Source organism: Solidesulfovibrio fructosivorans JJ] (assembly GCF_000179555.1).
Taxonomy (GTDB): domain Bacteria; phylum Desulfobacterota; class Desulfovibrionia; order Desulfovibrionales; family Desulfovibrionaceae; genus Solidesulfovibrio; species Solidesulfovibrio fructosivorans.
Genome location: NZ_AECZ01000010.1, coordinates 51,896 through 69,722 on the forward strand (window position 1 = coordinate 51,896; position 17,827 = coordinate 69,722).

Below are 17,827 nucleotides of genomic sequence, written 5' to 3' on the forward strand. Positions count from 1 at the left end.
GGGGTTCCCTCCCCCGGACCCCCACCCTCCCCAAAAACTCTTAAAAGTATGAGGGCAACGCTATTCTTTTCTTTCCATGCGGCGCTTCGCCGCTGGCGCACCTTGTCGCCGCAATCGCGTCCGGCGTCGAGGGGCCCCAAGCCCCTCGTGCCGCCGGGCCGATTGCGGCGACAAACGTCGATGCCCCGCCGCCCAAAGCAAGTCACCCCACCACCGCACGCACAAGTCAGGGGGGTCCGGGGGGCCCTCGGCCTCCCGGCGGGTCCAGGGCAGCGCCCTGGCCGGGCCCGGGGCGGAGCCCCGCGTACCCTATCCCTTACCGCCACCATACAACCGCATGGCCGCCTGTCCGGGCAGGTTGGCCACGCCGTGATGGGTGAGCTGCACGGGCGTGGTGTCGCGGCTGCGGAAGGTGACCATGAAATCCCCGGCCTTGGTCAGGATGGAGATGACGGTGATGCGGCTCTCCAGTTCCTGATGGGAAAGGTTCGAGCGGCGGTTGAAGTCCGCAAGGCTCAGAGTCGAAAAACCGAGATTGAAGGTATATTCGCCTGGAGCCAGGTCCAGATTGATATCGAAGCGCACGCGCAAGCTCGCTCCGGCCGGGGTGGCGGTCGGGTGTTCGCAGTTAAATTGCAGGGTGTTCTTGCCGAACACGATGATGCGCTTGTCGTTGATGATTTCCACTCCGGCCACGGCCACTTCCAGGTCATGGGCGACGACGTAGCGGCAAAAAATGGAGACGGTCTCGCCCTGCTCGAAGCTGCGGCAGACATGGCCCGAGGCGTCGCAGACGGCCACGTGGGTGCAGGCGGCCCAGTCGTTGCTGGCCGCGGCGACGTCCGTAAGGTCGAGAAAGGCGTCGGGCTCCGGCCAGAAGCCGTCGGCGTCCTCCTCGGCGGGAAGCTCCGGGCACAAGGGTGTATTTTCGCCGGAAGAGCGGGGGACAACGCCGCCGCCGTCGCCGACCATGTAGCGTTTGACCGCCGCCGCCGCGTCGCCGAGAAAGGCGGCCCGGCCGCGCTCGATGAGAAGCGCCCGGTGGCAGAACTGGGCCACGTCGTTCATGGCGTGGGACACGAGCACCACCACCGTGCCGCGTGACAGCAGTCCTTCCAGGCGCTGATAGCATTTCTGGCGGAAAAAGACGTCGCCTACGGCCAGAGCCTCGTCGATGATGAGCACTTCCGGCTCGAGGCTCGTGGTCACGGCGAAAGCAAGACGCAAAAACATGCCGCTGGAGTAGGTCTTGACGGGCTGGTCGAAATGGGGGCCGATATCGGCGAAGGCCGCGACTTCCTCCATGCGTTCGTCGACCACGGCCCGGGGAATGCCGAGCACGGCGGCGTTGACGTAGACATTCTGGCGGCCGGTGAATTCCGGCTTGAACCCGGAGCCGAGTTCCAAAAGCGCGGTGGTGCGCTCGGGCAGGACCACCTCGCCGGCGGAAGGTTCGAGGACGCCGGCCAGGATTTGCAGCAAGGTGGATTTGCCGGCTCCGTTTTTGCCGATGATGCCGAAGGCCTCGCCGGGCATGACTTCGAATGAGATGTCGCGAAGCGCCCAGTGCTCGCGGTAAAGCGGCTTGCCGCCGGGCCAAAGGAGCTGGCGCAACCGGTCCTGGGGCCGGTCGTAGAGTTCGTACATCTTGGAGACGCCCCGGGCGTCGATGACGGGGGATACGTCAGACGGCATCGGCAAAGAGCCTCTTGACGCTCATGAAAAAGGCGTATCCGGCCAGCATGACCAGGGCGCTGGCGAGCGTGACCAGGGCGAGCGCCGTCCAGTCGGGCATCTGTCCCCAGATGATGGTGCGGCGCAGGTGGTCGACCACGGGGTGCAGGGGATTGAGCGCCAGCAGTCGGCGGTAGGGTTCGGGCACGGCGGAAAGCGGATAAAGGATGGGCGTGGCGAAAAAGTAGAGCTGCACGGCCACGGCCACCATGTTGCCGAGGTCCTTGAGAAAAACGCCGACCGGGGCCAGGAGCCAGCAGATGCCGAGGGTGAACATGGTCAGCGGAATATAGGCCAGGGGCGCGAAAACGATGGTCCAGGAAAGCGAGCCGGTGGTGATGAGCACGCCAAGGGCCACCAGCCCCAGGCTGATAAAGGATTCGAGGATGGCGGCGCACAGGATGCCGACCGGCAGGATTTCCAGGGGGAAGAGCACCTTTTTGATGAAATTGACGTTTTCCGTGAGCAGCCTTGGCGTGCGGTTGACGCTGCCGGCAAAGACCTCGAAAATCGCCAAGCCCGTGAAAAGGATCAAGGCATAGCCGGTGATGCCCCCGTCATGGCCCGCCCCGCCGGCCCAGCGAGCCTTGAACACGACCGAAAAAACAAAGGTATAAACGGCCAGGGTGGCCAGGGGGGAAACCAGCCCCCACAAAAAGCCGAGCTGGGCGCCGTGGTAGCGCGACAGGAATTCGATGCGGGCGAAGGTGGCAAGCACCTCGCGCCGTCGCCCGAAATGCCGCGCGAAAGCGACCGGCGAAAGGCCGGCCAAAAGGCCGGACCAAAACGATCCGGCACGGGGCCTTCGCACGACCATAACCATTTGAGACGTCTGCATGGAGCCGGTTGCATATTCGATGGAATTGACGCATGTCAACGCATCCGCCGATACGGTCGTATCGCGGTTTTCATTCCCTGGAACACGATTCATGCGCATCACCATAGACGCCAGTTCCCTTTCCCATCCCCAGCGCACCGGCATCGGCCGCTGCCTGGAATCCATTTTGCCGCATCTGGCGCGTCTGGCCGCCGGCCGCGACGAACTCATTCTCGTCTCGGGCAAGCCTATCGTCAACCGCACGGCCCTGGAGGTTCTCGCTTCCGGCGGCGCGCGGGCGCGCACGGTCAACGTGCCCTCGCTCTACGCTTGGCAGCAGACCGGCATGGCCTGGCAGATCCGGGCGGCCCGGGCGGACGTGCACTACGCCCCGGATGGGCTGCTTCCCTTGGCTTTTTGGGGGCGTAGCGTGGGCGTGGTCAATGACGTGCTCTACAAACGCCTGCCCCTTACCCTGCCCTGGCATATCCGGGCCGTTTTCGCCGCCCGCCAGAAGGCGAGCCTTTCCCGCCTGACTATTCCCCTGACGCTTTCGGCCTTCACCCGGCGGGAGCTGATGCGGGTCTACGGGCCGATGGCCTGCCGGGTGCGGCCGACGGATCTTTGCGCCGTGGACCATGACCGGTTCCGGCCGCTACGTCCCGAGGACGGGCCGGCCGTGGCCGCGTTTCGGGCCGCGCATGGCCTCACCGACGACTACGTCCTTTGCGTGGGCAACCTCATGGCCCACAAAAATCTCGGCGTGGCGCTGCGGGCGATGACCCGCCTCAATGCCGCCTCGCCCGAGCCCCCCCTGCGCCTGGCCCTGGTGGGGCACGGCGACCCGGCGGCCCTGGCCAGGCTCGCCCCGGAGGCGGCGGGCGCGGACTGGCTCACCTGCCTGGGCTACCTTTCCGATGCGGATGTGGGGCTTGCCTATCGGGCGGCGACGGCTTTCGTCTTTCCCTCGCGTTATGAGGGCTTCGGCCTGCCCATTCTGGAGGCCATGGCCAGCGGCATTCCCGTGGCCTATGCCGACGCGGCCTCGCTGCCCGAAGCCGCCGGAATCGCCGGCCTGCCCTTCCCTCCAGGCGACGACGCGGCCCTGGCCGATATCCTGACCCGCCTGCGAGGCGACGCCGACCTTCGCAGCCGACAAATCGCCTGTGGCGTCGACCGGGCCTCGGATTTTTCCTGGGCGGCCTGCGCCGGGCACGTGTACGACGCCCTTCGCGAAGCCTCGGGCAAGGGGCCGCTTCGCCTGCCCAAGGTCAGTATCGTCACGCCGTCTTTTAATCAGGCTAAATTCCTCCCGGAAACACTTGCCAGCGTGGCCGGGCAAAAAAGCATCGCCGTGGAGCATATCGTGCTCGACGGCGGCTCCACGGACGAAACGCCGGATATCCTGCGGCAGTGGAACAAAGAACTCGCCTATTGGCGCAGCGCCCCGGACGCCGGCCAGACGGCGGCCCTGGCCGAAGGTTTCGCCATGGCCACGGGCGAGGTCATGGGCTGGCTCAATTCCGACGACATCCTCTGGGACGAGGGCGCGCTCGCCGCCGTGGCCGAAGCCTTTGCCCGTCATCCCGAGGCGGTCATGGTCACCGGGGACACGGTGCTCACCGACCCGGACGGCAGGCCCGTCATGATCGACATGGTGCTCGCGCCCTCGGCCCGGCAGATGCGCCACACCATGGCCGTGCCCCAGCAGTCCACCTTTTTCCGGCGAGAGGCCTACCTCGCCGCCGGCGGCATGGACAGGCGCTTCACCTACTGCATGGACTACGACCTGTTCGAGCGGATCAGCCGGCAAGGGAAAATCGTGCGCATCCCGCGCGTGATCGCTTCCTTCCGGCTGCACCCATCGGCCAAGACCGCCACCTGGCGCGACGTGTTCCGCCGGGATCTCCACGCCTGCCAGCACCGCCACGGCAGCGGCACGCTTCACGAACTGGCCATCAAGCTCGTGACCCTGGAAATCCGGCTGGAATCGGTCCTGGCCCAGCTCGGCGCGCTCCTTGGCGGCCGCCGGCTTCCGACCCAGGTCAACGCCCGCCTGGAACCCATGCGGGCCTACGCCCGCAAAAAACACGGGCTGGCCGGCTAAAGTTATGCGCATCGCCATAAGCGCCCGCAGCCTGGACTACCCTTCCGGCGGCCCCAAGGAATACCTGCTCGGTCTGGTGCGGGCGCTGCTCGATCTCGGGGGAAACGAACTCATCCTCTATTATCCGCATAAAAGCCACCTGGGCACCTTTCCCGAGGTCACGGAAACGGTGTTGCCCGTGCGAAACCGCCTGGCCTTCGACTGGCTGGCCCTGCCCTCGGCCCTGCGCGGAAGCAGGCCGGACGTGATCTTTTTCCCGTCGTCCAACATGCCGCCGAACATCCCCTGCCCGGCGGTGACGGCCATGCTCGACCTCGGCTATTTCCACCCCACGCTGCGCATGTACAAGCGCGCCGACACCCTCTACATGCGCCGGGCCATCCGCTACAGCGCCAGACGCGCCGAAAGGCTCGTGGCCATCTCCGAGCACACGCGGGCCGACGTGCTGCGCCTGACCGAGGCCCGGCCCGAACGGGTGAGCGTCACGCCGCTGGCCTGTGATCCGGCCTTCCGCTGTCCGGCGTCGCGGGAGGCCCTCGACGCCTTTCGCCGCGAGCATGACCTTGAGCGCGATTTCATCCTCTACGCCGGCAACATTTCGCCGCGAAAAAACCTCAATACACTGCTGGCCGCCTTTGCCGTCGCCGGCGACCGCCTCCCCTGCGACCTCGCCGTCACCGGCGGCTACGCCTGGAGCGAGGACTTCGCGGCCACGGTGGCGCGCCTCGGCCTCTCCGGCCGGGTCAAGCGCCTTGGCCATGTGGCCCCGGCGGCTATGCCGCTTCTATACCAATGCGCCAGGGCGCTCGCCTTTCCCTCACTTTTCGAGGGATTCGGCCTGCCGGTGCTCGAAGCCCAGGCCAGCCGCACGCCGGTCGTCTGCGCCCGGGCCACGTCCCTGCCCGAAGTGGCCGGCGACGGGGCGCTCCTGGTCGATCCGACCGATGTCGCGGCCTGGGCCGAGGCGCTCGTGCGCATCGCCACCGACGAAACGCTTCGGGAAGCGCTCATCCGCAAAGGCTTGGCCAACGAGGCCGGCTACACCTGGGAACGCACGGCCCGTCTTACCCTCGACGCGTTGACGGCGGCGGCCGGCATCCGCCGACGATAACTTCGCCTTTTTCTCTCCTTTCGAAGGACAGCGCACCTGTATTTTTGCGAGATACAAACGTATCTCGCATCCATTCCCACGATTCCCCCTTCCCTTTCCCCTGCAAATATTTATTGTTGAAAGAATGCTTGCGTCCCATTTTAGTTTACGGTATGAACTGTATCGAAATTAAGAGCGAGCGCCCCAGGCCGCGGACGCGGCCGGACTATACAAAGCGAACCCACAAGGAGCATTTCTTCATGAGTACCGCACGGATCGTCGTCATCGGCGGCACCGCCGCCGGCCCCAAAGCCGCTTCCCGAGCCAAGAGACTCAACGAGGAAGCGGAAGTCACCCTGCTGCAGAAAGCCCCGGAATTGTCCATGGCCTCCTGCGGTTATCCGTACTATGTGGCCGGCGAGGTCAAGGGCCGCGACATGCTGCTCGCCACTCCCGCCGGCGTGGTGCGCGACCCCGCCTTTTTCGCCGGGGCCAAGGGCATCACGGCCAAGGTCTCGACCGAAGTCATGGCCATCGACCGCAAGGCCAAGACCGTTGCCTGGAAACGCGTGGATACCGGCGAGACGGGCCATCTGCCCTACGACAAGCTGATCGTGTGCACAGGCTCCCGGCCCAAAGTGCCGCCCCTCCCGGGACGCGAGCTTGATGGCGTAACCACGCTGACGAGTCTCGAGGACGCCGACGGACTGCGCGCCCTGGCCGCGAGCAGCAAAGGCGGCAAGGCCGTCATCGTTGGCGGCGGGCTCATCGGCATCGAGACCTGCGAGGCCCTCATCGAGGCCGGCATGGACGTGACCGTGGTCGAAGCCCTGCCCCAGATCCTGAGCTTTCTCGATCCCGAACTGGCGCTTCTCGTGCAAAAACACGCCACGTCCAAGGGCGCGAAGATCATCACCGGCGTGGGCATTTCCGCCATCAACGGCCAGGACGGCAAGGTTTCGGGCGTGACCCTGGCCGACGGCCGGGAACTGCCCTGCGGGCTTGTGGTCATGGCCATCGGCGTGGCCCCCAACACGGCGCTGGCCAAGGACGCCGGGCTGGCCCTCGGACCCACGGGCGGCATCGTCACCGACGAATACATGCGCACGTCCGATCCGGACATCTACGCCGCCGGCGACTGCGTGGAGATCAAAAACCGGATCACGAACGCGCCCATGCTCGCCCCCTTCGGCGACCTGGCCAACCTGGAAGGCCGTGTGGCCGGCGAAAACGCGGTCCTTGGCGATACGGCCACCTTCCCCGGCACCATCGGCAGCGGCATTTGCAAAGTGTTCGATTTCGCCGCCGCCTCCTCGGGGCTTTCCGAGCGCAAGGCCCGGGAAGCCGGCTTCGACGTGGTCACGGCAATAAACGCCAGCCCGGACAAACCCGGGTTCATGGGCGCCAAGCCGGTGGTGTCCAAACTCATCGCCGACGCCAAGACCGGCCGCATCCTGGGCTTTGCCTGCGTGGGCCTCGGCAACGTCAACCGGCAGGCGGCGGAGATGGCCATGGCCATCCTCGGCGGCCTGACCGTGGACGACGTGGCCATGGCCGACCTGCCTTACGCCCCGCCCTTCTCGCTGGCCATCGACCATTCCATCGCCACGGCCCACGTGCTGCAAAACAAGATGCGCGGGCTTATGCGCGGGGAACCGAGCACCGTCGTCAAATCCTGGCTCGACAACGGCAACAAGCCGTTTCTCCTTGACGTGCGCGGCCAAAAGGAATTCGACGAGATGCGCCTCGGACTCGGCGAAAAGCTGGTGCCGCTCGGTCAGCTGCGCAAGCGCCTCGGCGAGATGCCGGCGGACAAGCACGCGCCCATCGTCACCTACTGCAAGGTGTCCATGCGCGGCTACGAGACCCAGCGGGTGCTTGAGGCCAACGGTTACGACAATGTGACCGTCATGGAAGGCGGCCTTGTCGCCTGGCCGTTTCAATTGGAGAAATAAGAAGTTATAAAAAAAGATGACGCGAGAGGGGAACCCTTTTAAAAAAAGGTTGTCTCCTCTCGCGCTCTCCCTTTCCCGAATTTTATTGACGGGAAGGGTGATATAAACGGAGTGGCGGCGGCTGCGAAGCAGACGCGCTATTCGCCGATGATCTTGACCAGCACCCGCTTTCTGCGCCTGCCGTCGAATTCCCCGTAAAAGATGCGCTCCCAGGTGCCGAAATCCAGCCGACCTTCGGTAATGGCCACCACCACCTCGCGGCCCATGATCTGCCGCTTCATATGCGCATCGGCGTTGTCCTCACCGACGTTGTGGCGATAGCCGGAGACGGGTTCGTGGGGAGCGAGCTTTTCCAGCCAGACCTCGTAGTCGTGGTGCAGGCCTGATTCGTCGTCGTTGATGAAGACCGAGGCGGTGATGTGCATGGCGTTGACCAGACACAGCCCTTCGCGCACGCCGGATTCGGCGAGGCAATCCTCGACCTCGTGAGTGATGTTGATAAATCCCCGCCGGGAAGGGACGTTGAACCAAAGTTCCTTGCGATAGCTCTTCATGCCGCGACTCCGAAGTTGCTCCAGCCCCCACATTTTCAAAGTCTTTAATGTAGAGTGCGTTACGGGCAACAAGTGCCAGATAAAAAAATTGAGGAAAGGCAGAGCGCGAGAGGGGCTACGGCCTTTTTGAAAGGGTTTCCCCTCTCGCATCGCACATCCTTCTCCACACTCCCCTACTTGCTGTACAGCGTCTGGATGGATTCCCCGAGCTTTTTGGCCAGGGGCGAGGCCGCCATCTGGTCCATGACCACCTCGATATAGGCTCCGGTGCCGCAGGTCTCGGCCTTGGCCATAACCGCTTCCAACTCGGCATTGGTCGAAGCCTTGGCGCAGTACCAGTCGGTCATGCCGAAGGCGGCGGGAAGCTGGGTGTAATTCCAGGGCGCGAGGTCGTTGTAGGAACTCTTGGGATCCTTGCAGAGCAACCGTTCGATCAGATACCCGTCGTTATTGAGGCAGAAGATAATGGGCTTCAGGTCATAGCGGCCGAATTGGCCGATGTCCTGGGCCGTCATCTGATGCGAGCCCTCGCCGGTGAAAAGGAGCGTGCGGCGCTTTGGCGCGGCCATGGCCGCGCCAAAGGCGGCCGGCGTGGCCCAGCCGATGGAACCCCACAGGGTCTGGTTGAAAAATTCCGCTCCGGTCGGCATCTTGGCAAACCCCAGCCCCATGGAGATGGTGCCGGTTTCGGCCATGACGATGTCGCCCTCGCGCAGGAATTTCTCGAAGCGCGGATACAGGTAATCCGGGCAGATCGGATCGCTCGGCGCGCCCTTGGGCTCGCCGAGGCCGGCCGGATTTTTCACCTTCGCCGGCTTGGCCGGCAACACCTTGGCCAGGCCCTCCAATACGTCGCGCATTTCCACATCAAGGAAGGTGGCATGGCCCACGCGCACCTCGTGCTGCATGACCGCGATCATGCGCGCGGGGTCGATCTTGGCGGTAAAGGCGCCGGTGTTGAAATCGCTCCACAGCGCGCCGATATTGAGCACACAGTCGCAGCCCTCGACGAAATCGCGCACCTCGGGGTTCATGATCCGGCCGTCGTAGAGCCCGATGTAGCCGGGCAGGGTCTCGTCCAGGGCGGTCTTGTCCATGAACATGGTGGCGAAAGGCAGTCCGGTGCGGGTCAAAAGCCCCTTGGCCACCTGGCGCAGGCCGAGCCGGGCAATCAGGTAGCCGGCCAGGACCACAGCCGATTGCGCCGCGCCGATCATTTCGGCGATAGCGTCAATGGCCGCGGCCAAAGTCCCGGGATCGCTCTGCGGGGCTTCGGGGGCGCAGACGAGTTCCCCGGCCAGTTCCTTGTCGGCATAGTCCTGGGGCAGGGCCATGTAGACGGGCCGGTTGCGGGCCACGGCCGCTTCCAGGCAGCGTTCGATCTGGCAGGCGGCGTTTTCCGGCGTCAGGATGGCGCTTGCGGCCACCACCGGCTTGGTCATGTCGGCGTAGGCCTCGAAATTGCCGGTGCCAAGCGTGTGGTGCACGATGCGCCGGGCCTTCTGGGTGGACACGCTCGGCATGCCGACCAGATGGATGACGGGCAGATGCTCGGTATACGAGCCGGCCACGCCGCACAGGGCCGAAAGCTCGCCCACGCCGTAGGTGGTGCACAGGGCGGAACGCCCCTTGACCCGGGCATAGCCGTCGGCGGCGTAAGCGGCATTGAGTTCGTTGCAACAGCCGATCCAACGCATGTCCGGATCGTTGTCCACGGCGTCGTTTAGGGCGAAGGAAAAATCCCCGGGCACGCCGAAGACGTCCGTCACGCCGATCTGCTTCAGGCGCGTCATCAAATGTTCCACTACAGTCGCGGTCATGAGCAAACCTCCCGCTTGATTACATCGTTAACGATCAAACACGTACGCCCCCCCGAGTCAAGACGACCGGCCGGCGGAAAGGAATGTCAATCCAGGGCCGTGAGGCTCCGACGCAACGCGGCGGCCCAGGCCACGGCCCGGCCGAGCGCCGCGATGTCCACCGGTTTGGAGAGATAGTCGTTCATGCCGCAGGCCAGATAGCGATCCTTGTCGCCGTCCATGGCGTGGGCGGTCAGGGCGATGATGGGGATGAGCGGATCGATGCCGGGTCTCTCGCCGCAACGGATGCGGCGTGTCGCCTCTTCGCCGTTGAGCCTCGGCATCTGGATATCCATAAGCACCACATCGTAGTTCTCGGCGGCCAGGGCGTCGAGGGCCTCGTCGCCGTCCGACACGGCGCTGGCGTCAAACCCGAGCTTGCCAAGCATGGAAACCGTGGCCATGCGGTTTATGGCCTCGTCCTCGACCACGAGCACGCGGGCTGGCGCCGTCGTGCCCGCTTCGTCGTGCGGCGAGGCGGCTTTGGGCGCCGGCGCGGCCGTCTCCTGGCAACGGATGGTAAAGGCGAATTCCGTGCCGCCGCCCGGTTCGCTTTCCACGGTGATATGGCCGTCCAAAAGCCCCACCAAGCGTTTGACGATGCCGAGTCCCAGGCCCGTGCCGCCGTATTTGCGGGTCAATGACCCGTCGATCTGGGTGAAAGGCTCGAAGATGGCTTCAATCCGGTCTTCCGGAATGCCGATGCCGGTATCGCGCACGGCAAAAAGCAGGTGTGTCTCCTCGCCCCGGCGCGAAGCCAGGGACACGCTCAAATGCACCGTGCCGCGCGGGGTGAACTTGACGGCGTTGCCGACCACGTTGAACAGGATCTGCCGCAGCCGGGCGGCGTCGGTGGCAATGAAAGCCGGCACGTCCCCGGCCACGTCAAGAGTGGCGCACAACTCCTTTTTCTCGCACTCCAGGGAAAGCACGCCGAAAACGTCCGCAATCACGCTTCGGATGTCGCAGGCGTCCCGGCGCAGGACAAGCCGGCCGGCCTCGATCAGGCTGAAATCGAGGATATCGGCCAGCACACGAACAAGGCCGCGCCCGCAGGCAAGCGCCGTGGCCACGTGCTCCGCGTCCTCGGCCGACAGGCGGGAGGTCTCAAGCAGTTGCAGCATGCCGAGCACGCCGTTGAGCGGCGTGCGGACCTCATGGCTGATGTTGGCCAGAAATTCGCTTTTGGCCAGGCTTGCCGCCTCGGCTTCGGATTTGGCCAGACGCAGGCTATCCTCGGTGCGCTTTTGCCCGGTCACGTCGAAAAGCAGCCCGTCGAAAAGTACGCCGCCGGCCGCCGTGCGCCGGGGAGCGGCCCGGAATTGGCCCCAACGCAACGTCCCCTGTCCGTCCGTGAAGCGCGCCTGCACGTCGATGACCGCCAGACTGTCCATGGCCCGCATCTCGGCCTGGCGCAGGGCGTCAAGTCCCTCGGGCTCGATGCGGGACAAAACCGAGGAGGCATCGGCCAGGGCATCGGGCACGGTCACGTGGAAAAGCCGCTCCACGCCCTGGCTGACGTACAGGAACCGCCGCGTCCTGTCCGCCAGGAGCTCGTACTTGTAGATCACGCCGTCGGGCAGGTTGTCCCCGAGTCCGCGCAGCATGGCGGCGCGTTCCTTGAGCGCGGTTTCGTCCTTGTTGCGCTCCGTGACGTCGCGGAAGATCTCGAGCCTGACCTGCCGCCCGCCGAAGGTGAAAAAACCGGTCCGAACCGAGGCGTTGCGCACCTCTCCAAAGTGTGTGACGAGGCGGGTTTCACGCATGACCACCCGGCGACCGTCGGCATAGCGGATCTCGGTCGCGACCGGGGAGGCGCGGCGCGGCGGCAGACGCAGCCTGGACGGCTCACGACCGATAAGCTCCTCCCGGTCATAGCCCCATTCCGTGGCCACGGCCTGGTTGCAGTCGAGGATGCGGCCCGTTTCCTCGTCCACGAGCAAAATGACGTCCATGACCTGGTCGAAGAGCAGCCGGTACTTGCCCTCGCTTTCGGTCAGGGCCTTTTCGGCCTTGCGGCGTCTGGCCCCGGCCAGGGCGAGGCTTATGCCCAGAAAAGCGAGAAAGGACAGCCAGACGAAAAAAAGCACCTGGTTGAGCCTGTTCTGCTGCCGGGCCACGTTCGCGATACGCCGCCCAAGCATGGCGTCGATGGCGTCGGCCAGCTTTTCCATGATCGCGTAGGACGCCTGCCGCTCCACGCCGAAATAGCTCTTCCGGGTGGCGACGGCCTTGAGACTGTCCTGGGACAGGGCCCCGAAGCGCAGGATTTCCTGATGATAATCGCCGAGCCTGAGCTCGAGCTTCGAGAGATTGTCGGAGAGTTCGCTCATCGTGGACACGGAGCGCAGCTGGGCCTGGATGTCGGCCACACTCCGGGCGGCCTGCTCGAAAAAGGCGTCGGCATCCGCCAGCCGGATATCGCGTTCGCCGGCCAGATGACGCTCCACAGCCAGATAGCCCCGGACGATATCGGCCCTGGTCTGGCGCAATTTCTCGATGATCGGGGGATAGAAGGCAAAATTGTCCCGCCACGAGGCATTGGTCCACCACAAAAGCGCGCCGGAAAGGATGGCCACCGAGGCCATGGCGTACAGGTGCAGGTCGATCCAACCTCTGGAGCCGAAACCGATCCATCGGCCCTTTTCCGATTCCCGCCTCATGGGCGGCTCCAGGCCGGCAGGGAGTGCGGGCCGAAGCCGAACATCTCCACCCGCTTCTCATGTTCCGGCGTGCCGATGTAGGATCGCAGCGCGGCGTTGACCCGGTCAGCCAGATCGCGATCGGCCGCACGAAAGGCAAAAGCGCTCTCTCCGGGCACGGCATCGGGCGCTTCGTAAAAGGGCTCGGCAACGGCGACTTCATCCGGGGATTGATGCGCGAACCAGGAGACCGTCGGCGAACTCAGGGCCAGACAGTCGGCCCGGCCGGCGCGTACGGCGGCAAGTCCGGCCATGGGATCGGGAACCACGAAAAGGCGTCTCGGCGGCATGCCGAGAGCCGTCAATTCGGCCTGCTCCACCGACCCGTCCAACACGGCGGCCGTGACATCGACCTTTCTTGCCACCTCCGCATAGGAATGCAAATCACGGGGATTGCCCCGCCTGACCAGCAGCCCGGGAAGAACCCGGCTGTAGGGCAGGGAAAAAAGGACCTTGGCCGCCCGGTAAGGGGTGATGAAAAGGCCGTTGGCGATCATGTCGATGCGGCCGGCAAGCAACTCCGGAATGGCCTTGCCGAAATCGAGCAGCACCCAGCGGATGGGGCCGACGCCGATTTTCTCCAGGACGGCCTTGGCGATCTCGGGCGACTGGCCGGTGACGTCGCCATCCTTGGCGCGAAACGAGTACGGCGCTTCGCTCGAATAGCCGATCCGTATTTCCGGCCCGGACCATACGGGCCCGGACGCTTGGTCCGCGCCCCGGATGTAGAGCAGCGCGACGATCACGCCGCATGCCGCAAGCGCCGAGACGGCGAGATAGCCCCAAAGCTTGCCCATGCCTTGCCGCCGGTTGCCTTTTGCCGAAATTGCCACGCCGCCGTTGCCGAGCCGTTAGGAGGCCTGTTGTTTCAGCATACCCCCTCTTCACGGCCATAGCAACGGAAGTCGATTTTTCCTGGAGGCAAACGGCGAAACGTCGATCGATACAAAACAAGAGCCGTATTTTGTCCGGGCGGGCGAGAGGTCGGTTCTCTCCCGGCGCGAAGCGCCACGGGGCCTTGCCCGAAGAGGAGGATCAATAGCGGGGCTGCCCGGCAAGCCAGTCCGCATAGGCGCTTAGGCCCAGCGTATGCAACAGGCGGTTGTTTTCCCGCCAACGCCTGGCCAGGGTCGGCGACAATCCCGGATCGCAGGCATCGAACTCCGGGCAGTCGCTGCAAAAGTCCAGGCCGCGTTCGCGGACACAGTCCTTGACCCGGCAGGCGGCGAACAGGCACTCCCCTGCCCGGCAACCCCGGCAGGAGCCGGCGGCGAGCCTGTCCAGCACGCGTTCGAAATCGGCATAGGCGGCAAAGGCCGGATCGAACCCGGCAAACATGGCGGCCCGCTTGGCAAAACCGCCCAAATCCTCCTTGAGCGCCCCGGCATGGCGCGCAATGGGGCTTTCGGGATTGTCCAGGCAGCGGCCGCAATCCAGGCCGCAGGGGGCGATACGGCGCAGCAGTTCGGGGTGTTGCATCGGACTCCTCGGGCGACGAGCGTCAGGATCGGTTTGCGGCGTTGCCCTTGCCGGGCGGCCGGCGTTTCGTCGCCTATAGGCTTTTCCGCGTCCGCCCGGCAAGAGACCGGCCGCCTATCGCCACGGCATCAGGCACAGGGCGACGCCCCCGACGATAAGCGCCGCCGCCCAAGTCAGGCGCAACGGCCTGACGATCCGGCTCGCTCCCCAACAGACGCAAAGCCCCCCGAAAAAAACGATCGCAAACTTGAGCAGGGCCGCTCGATCGCTTCCCGCCAACAGGTATTCCAACACGATGACAAGAGGAAAATGAGCCAGATAAATGTCGTAGGAAGCGACGGAAAGACTCCCGCTCACACCACCCGGCCGGTTCCAGCGCCGCAGCCCGAATCCGGCGAGAAAAAAAAGGACGCTCACGGCGAAAAAGGTCCGGGCCAAGCCATAGCCCGCCAGAATCAAAACGGAATGCCGCGTCGCCAGGCTCCCGCCAATACCCGCCATGACCAGAAAGGCCAAAAGCGCCGCCACACCCCACAGCCATGTCTTCCCGCACACCCGGTGTACCGTGAACCAGCCGCGATCCCAGGCATAGGCCCCGAGCAGGAACATTCCCAGATACAGCGGCAACCGCGCCGGCTGCCACAAGAGAAACGGACCAAAGGCGAACCAGGCGATGTCGGGAACGAGGACCTGGGCAACGGCCTCGGCCACGCCAACAGCCAAGACCAGCCAGGCGAACAGGCCCAATCCGGAACCCGAGGCGGCGTCACGCCGGCCCTGCCCACGCCCGGGGACAAAGACGCGGGAGACGGCCAAAAGCCCGCAAAAAAGCAGCAGCAGACTCAGGAACCACAAATGAAAGGGCAACATGGCGCGCGTCATGGCCTCAGGGACGAGGCGGATGTATTGCCAGTCCACGGCCGTTGGCAACAGGCCGAGCCAATAGCGCAAGTAGGACTCGCTCCCCCCCTGGCCGCGATAGATCACGTAGGAAATGATCGGGCAGGTAAAAAGGGTCAGCACGACCAGCGGCAGCCCCAACCGCTTGAGCTTGGCGGCCAGGAAAGCGCCGGCCCCCTGGCGTCGCAGGGAGGCCAGGGCAAAGTAGCCGGCAATGAAAAAGAGGGTCGGCATGACGTAGCCGTCCGTCGCGACCAGAACGATATCGAACACGGCGTTCTTGCTTCCGTCTAGGACATACCACCAGGGTACGACCGGCGCATAAACGATGGCGGCGTGCAGCGCCACGACGCTTACGACCGCGAACATCCGCATATTGTCCAGGAAATGGATTCTCCCGGGCTGTGGCGTCAGGTTTCGCATGGCGTCATTCTCCAAGCGTTTCACGCACGGCCGCAAGCCCGGCCATGCAAAAACGGTACAGGTGGTCGGCCAGATGGGGCCAATGCTCCGTCATGGGCGGATGCTCCGGGAACATCCGCTGCAAGGTCGGCCAAAGCAGCGCCTGGTAAACGGCCGGGCCGAGCACGCTCATCATGCATTCCACAAGCACTTCCAGCGATGCCCTCGGGCCGAGGATACCGGAAAGGATATCCAGCATGGCCAGCGTCTGGGGACGGCTGTGACGTTCGATCATGTCGCCGAAAAAGGGCGTCGGATTGGCCAGTTCCATGGCCCACAGGCGCAAAAAGGCATCCCCGATTTCGCTCTGGGAAAAGAGCACCTGGCAAAACACTTCCAGCAGCAGCTTAAGACGCGTCTCGGGAAGCGCCTCTTCGTCGGACTCGAGCCGCTGGCGCACACGGCGGTCCCCTTCGGTAAAAAGCACCTCCAGCACGGCTTGGTACAGCTTGTCCTTGCCTCCGAAATAGTACTGTACGGAATTGAGGTTGGCTCCCTCCGCCTCGCGGCAGATATCCCGAACCGTGGCGCCCTTGTAGCCCTTGGCCGCAAAGACCCGCACCGCCGCGCAAAAAAGTCGTTCCTTGACGCCACTTGTCGTGCCGCTGCCCATGCGTTCTCCTATACAACTGTTTTATGCATTTGTTTAGAACACATGTTTCAGAAACTATCCGGCCTGTCAACCGCTCCAGGGCGACAGGACAAAAAAAGAGCCGGATCGCTCCGGCTCGAAAGAAGGTTTCGGCACGTCGGCAACTACCTTGCCAACAACGGATAATGCCGCGAAGACGTCAGCCTTTGGCCGCGTTTTGAGCCTGCCGCCAGACGACGAGATGATGGAACGGGCGGATAAGGTTGAAATACACCGGTCCGGTCCAATGCAGATAATCGACCACGGTCACGAGATCGAAGCGGTTGCGACCGTCGGGCTCCGGCGTGGCCAAAACGGCCAGCACGGCCCGCAGGTGTTTATCCTCGCCGACGGCCACCCAGTGGCTGTCCGCGTCGGCCGCCACGACCGTAAACACGGACAACCGGCCGCCCGGCTGCATGGGGACATCCGCCGGGCTCACGTCGGCCAGCAGTCCCTCGGCCTGCTGCAGGCCAAGAAGCCGGGCCAGCACCGCCCGCGCCCGGTAGAGCAGCCGCAGCCAGCCGGGACGGCGACCCAGCAGCCCGGCCACGAACGGGCGCAGCCCGATCGCGCCGCGCACCCGATGGATGTCGACATGATCCGGCTTGCGCCCGTTCGTGGCGGACAGCGCCCCAAGGCGCTCCAGCCGGTCCAGCGCCTCGCTTCGGGCATCCATGCCGTGCCCTAGACGCCCATGATGTTGTAGCCGGAATCCACGAAGACCACCTCGCCGGTGGTGCCCGAGGACAGGTCCGAGGCAAGGTAGAGGGCGCATCGGCCGATGTCTTCCAGGCCGATGTTACGGCCGAGCGGCGATCGCTTCTCGATGGTTTCGAGGATGGAGCGGAAGCCGCTTATGGCCGAGGCGGCCATGGTGCGCACGGGACCGGCGCTGATGGCGTTTATGCGCACGCCGGATTTTCCGAGATCCACGGCCAGATAGCGGACGCTGGCCTCCAGGGCGGACTTGGCCACGCCCATGGCGTTGTAGTTGGCCACGACCCGTCCCGAGCCGTAATAGCTCATGGTGATGACCGACGCGCCCGGAGAAAAAAACGGCTCGAAGGCGCGGCAAAGGGCCACCAGGGAATAGGCCGAAACATCGAGGGCGATCCGGAATCCTTCACGGCTGGTGTCGATGAACCGGCCGGCCAGGTCTTCGCGGTTGGCATAGGCGATGGAATGGACCATGCAATCCACCGTGCCCCATTTTTCGCGGACGAGCTCGGCCGCTTTGCCGATCTCCTCGTCGGTCGACACGTTGCACTGAAAGACGAAATCCGCCCCCAGACTGGCGGCAATGGGTTCGATGCGCTTACGGATGGGCTCGGCGGCATAGCCGAGCGCCAGGTTCGCGCCCTGATCGCGCAGGGCCTTGGCAATGCCGTAGGCGATGCTGCGCTCGTTGACCACACCGAAAACCAGCGCTTTTTTTCCCGACATCAACATCGCAAACTCCTTGATCGGCGCGTGTTCCGTCCCCGCCGTCCAAACTTGCGGACCGCGAAGGCGGCATAGGCGACCATGTATGCTT

14 protein-coding genes are annotated in these 17,827 nt (G+C 64.6%); 3 read left to right on the forward strand and 11 right to left on the reverse strand.

What is annotated here, in order from left to right:
• Positions 1 to 309: 309 nt before the first annotated feature.
• On the reverse strand, positions 310 to 1,695 hold the full coding sequence (locus tag DESFRDRAFT_RS08930) for an ABC transporter ATP-binding protein (protein ID WP_005993178.1): 1,386 nt from the start codon (positions 1,693 to 1,695) through the stop codon (positions 310 to 312).
• Entirely contained in the window at positions 1,685 to 2,551 is an 867-nt protein-coding gene (locus DESFRDRAFT_RS08935) for an ABC transporter permease (RefSeq protein WP_005993179.1), read from the reverse strand. The genes DESFRDRAFT_RS08930 and DESFRDRAFT_RS08935 overlap by 11 nt, the downstream gene beginning before the upstream one ends.
• A 112-nt stretch (positions 2,552 to 2,663) precedes the next feature.
• Between DESFRDRAFT_RS08935 and DESFRDRAFT_RS08940 the strand changes: the two genes are divergently transcribed.
• From DESFRDRAFT_RS08940 to DESFRDRAFT_RS08950, 3 genes are all read left to right on the forward strand, one after another.
• Entirely contained in the window at positions 2,664 to 4,658 is a 1,995-nt protein-coding gene (locus tag DESFRDRAFT_RS08940; protein WP_005993180.1) for a glycosyltransferase, read from the forward strand.
• Between the two features lie 4 nt (positions 4,659 to 4,662).
• Positions 4,663 to 5,769, forward strand: coding sequence for a glycosyltransferase family 4 protein (locus tag DESFRDRAFT_RS08945; RefSeq protein WP_005993181.1), 1,107 nt, complete (start codon positions 4,663 to 4,665; stop codon positions 5,767 to 5,769).
• Positions 5,770 to 6,008: 239 nt separating this feature from the next.
• Positions 6,009 to 7,703: an FAD-dependent oxidoreductase gene (locus tag DESFRDRAFT_RS08950; protein ID WP_005993182.1), complete on the forward strand. Its 1,695-nt coding sequence runs from the start codon at positions 6,009 to 6,011 to the stop codon at positions 7,701 to 7,703.
• Positions 7,704 to 7,840: 137 nt separating this feature from the next.
• On the opposite strand, the gene DESFRDRAFT_RS08955 is transcribed toward DESFRDRAFT_RS08950, so the two are convergent.
• The 9 genes from DESFRDRAFT_RS08955 to DESFRDRAFT_RS08995 all read right to left on the reverse strand — a co-directional run bounded on the left by DESFRDRAFT_RS08955 (position 7,841) and on the right by DESFRDRAFT_RS08995 (position 17,742).
• Positions 7,841 to 8,257 carry a secondary thiamine-phosphate synthase enzyme YjbQ gene (locus DESFRDRAFT_RS08955; RefSeq protein WP_005993183.1) on the reverse strand — a complete coding sequence of 139 codons (417 nt, stop codon included), beginning with the start codon at positions 8,255 to 8,257 and terminating at the stop codon, positions 7,841 to 7,843.
• 173 nt (positions 8,258 to 8,430) lie between these two features.
• Positions 8,431 to 10,077 carry an alpha-keto acid decarboxylase family protein gene (locus tag DESFRDRAFT_RS08960; protein ID WP_005993184.1) on the reverse strand — a complete coding sequence of 549 codons (1,647 nt, stop codon included), beginning with the start codon at positions 10,075 to 10,077 and terminating at the stop codon, positions 8,431 to 8,433.
• Between the two features lie 86 nt (positions 10,078 to 10,163).
• Positions 10,164 to 12,779: an ATP-binding protein gene (locus DESFRDRAFT_RS08965; protein WP_005993185.1), complete on the reverse strand. Its 2,616-nt coding sequence runs from the start codon at positions 12,777 to 12,779 to the stop codon at positions 10,164 to 10,166.
• Positions 12,776 to 13,615, reverse strand: coding sequence for an ectoine/hydroxyectoine ABC transporter substrate-binding protein EhuB (ehuB, locus tag DESFRDRAFT_RS08970; RefSeq protein WP_005993186.1), 840 nt, complete (start codon positions 13,613 to 13,615; stop codon positions 12,776 to 12,778). The genes DESFRDRAFT_RS08965 and ehuB overlap by 4 nt, the downstream gene beginning before the upstream one ends.
• 238 nt (positions 13,616 to 13,853) lie before the next feature.
• The gene (locus DESFRDRAFT_RS08975; RefSeq protein ID WP_005993188.1) at positions 13,854 to 14,297 is read right to left on the reverse strand and encodes a DUF3795 domain-containing protein; all 444 of its coding nucleotides are present in this window, start codon (positions 14,295 to 14,297) and stop codon (positions 13,854 to 13,856) included.
• Between the two features lie 114 nt (positions 14,298 to 14,411).
• Positions 14,412 to 15,620 carry an acyltransferase family protein gene (locus DESFRDRAFT_RS08980; RefSeq protein WP_005993190.1) on the reverse strand — a complete coding sequence of 403 codons (1,209 nt, stop codon included), beginning with the start codon at positions 15,618 to 15,620 and terminating at the stop codon, positions 14,412 to 14,414.
• Between the two features lie 4 nt (positions 15,621 to 15,624).
• Positions 15,625 to 16,272, reverse strand: a complete 648-nt coding sequence (locus DESFRDRAFT_RS08985) for a TetR/AcrR family transcriptional regulator (RefSeq protein ID WP_005993191.1) — start codon at positions 16,270 to 16,272, stop codon at positions 15,625 to 15,627.
• Between the two features lie 178 nt (positions 16,273 to 16,450).
• Positions 16,451 to 16,969, reverse strand: a complete 519-nt coding sequence (locus DESFRDRAFT_RS08990; protein ID WP_005993192.1) for a DUF2867 domain-containing protein — start codon at positions 16,967 to 16,969, stop codon at positions 16,451 to 16,453.
• 8 nt (positions 16,970 to 16,977) lie between these two features.
• Entirely contained in the window at positions 16,978 to 17,742 is a 765-nt protein-coding gene (locus DESFRDRAFT_RS08995; protein WP_005993193.1) for an enoyl-ACP reductase FabI, read from the reverse strand.
• Positions 17,743 to 17,827 lie beyond the last annotated feature (85 nt).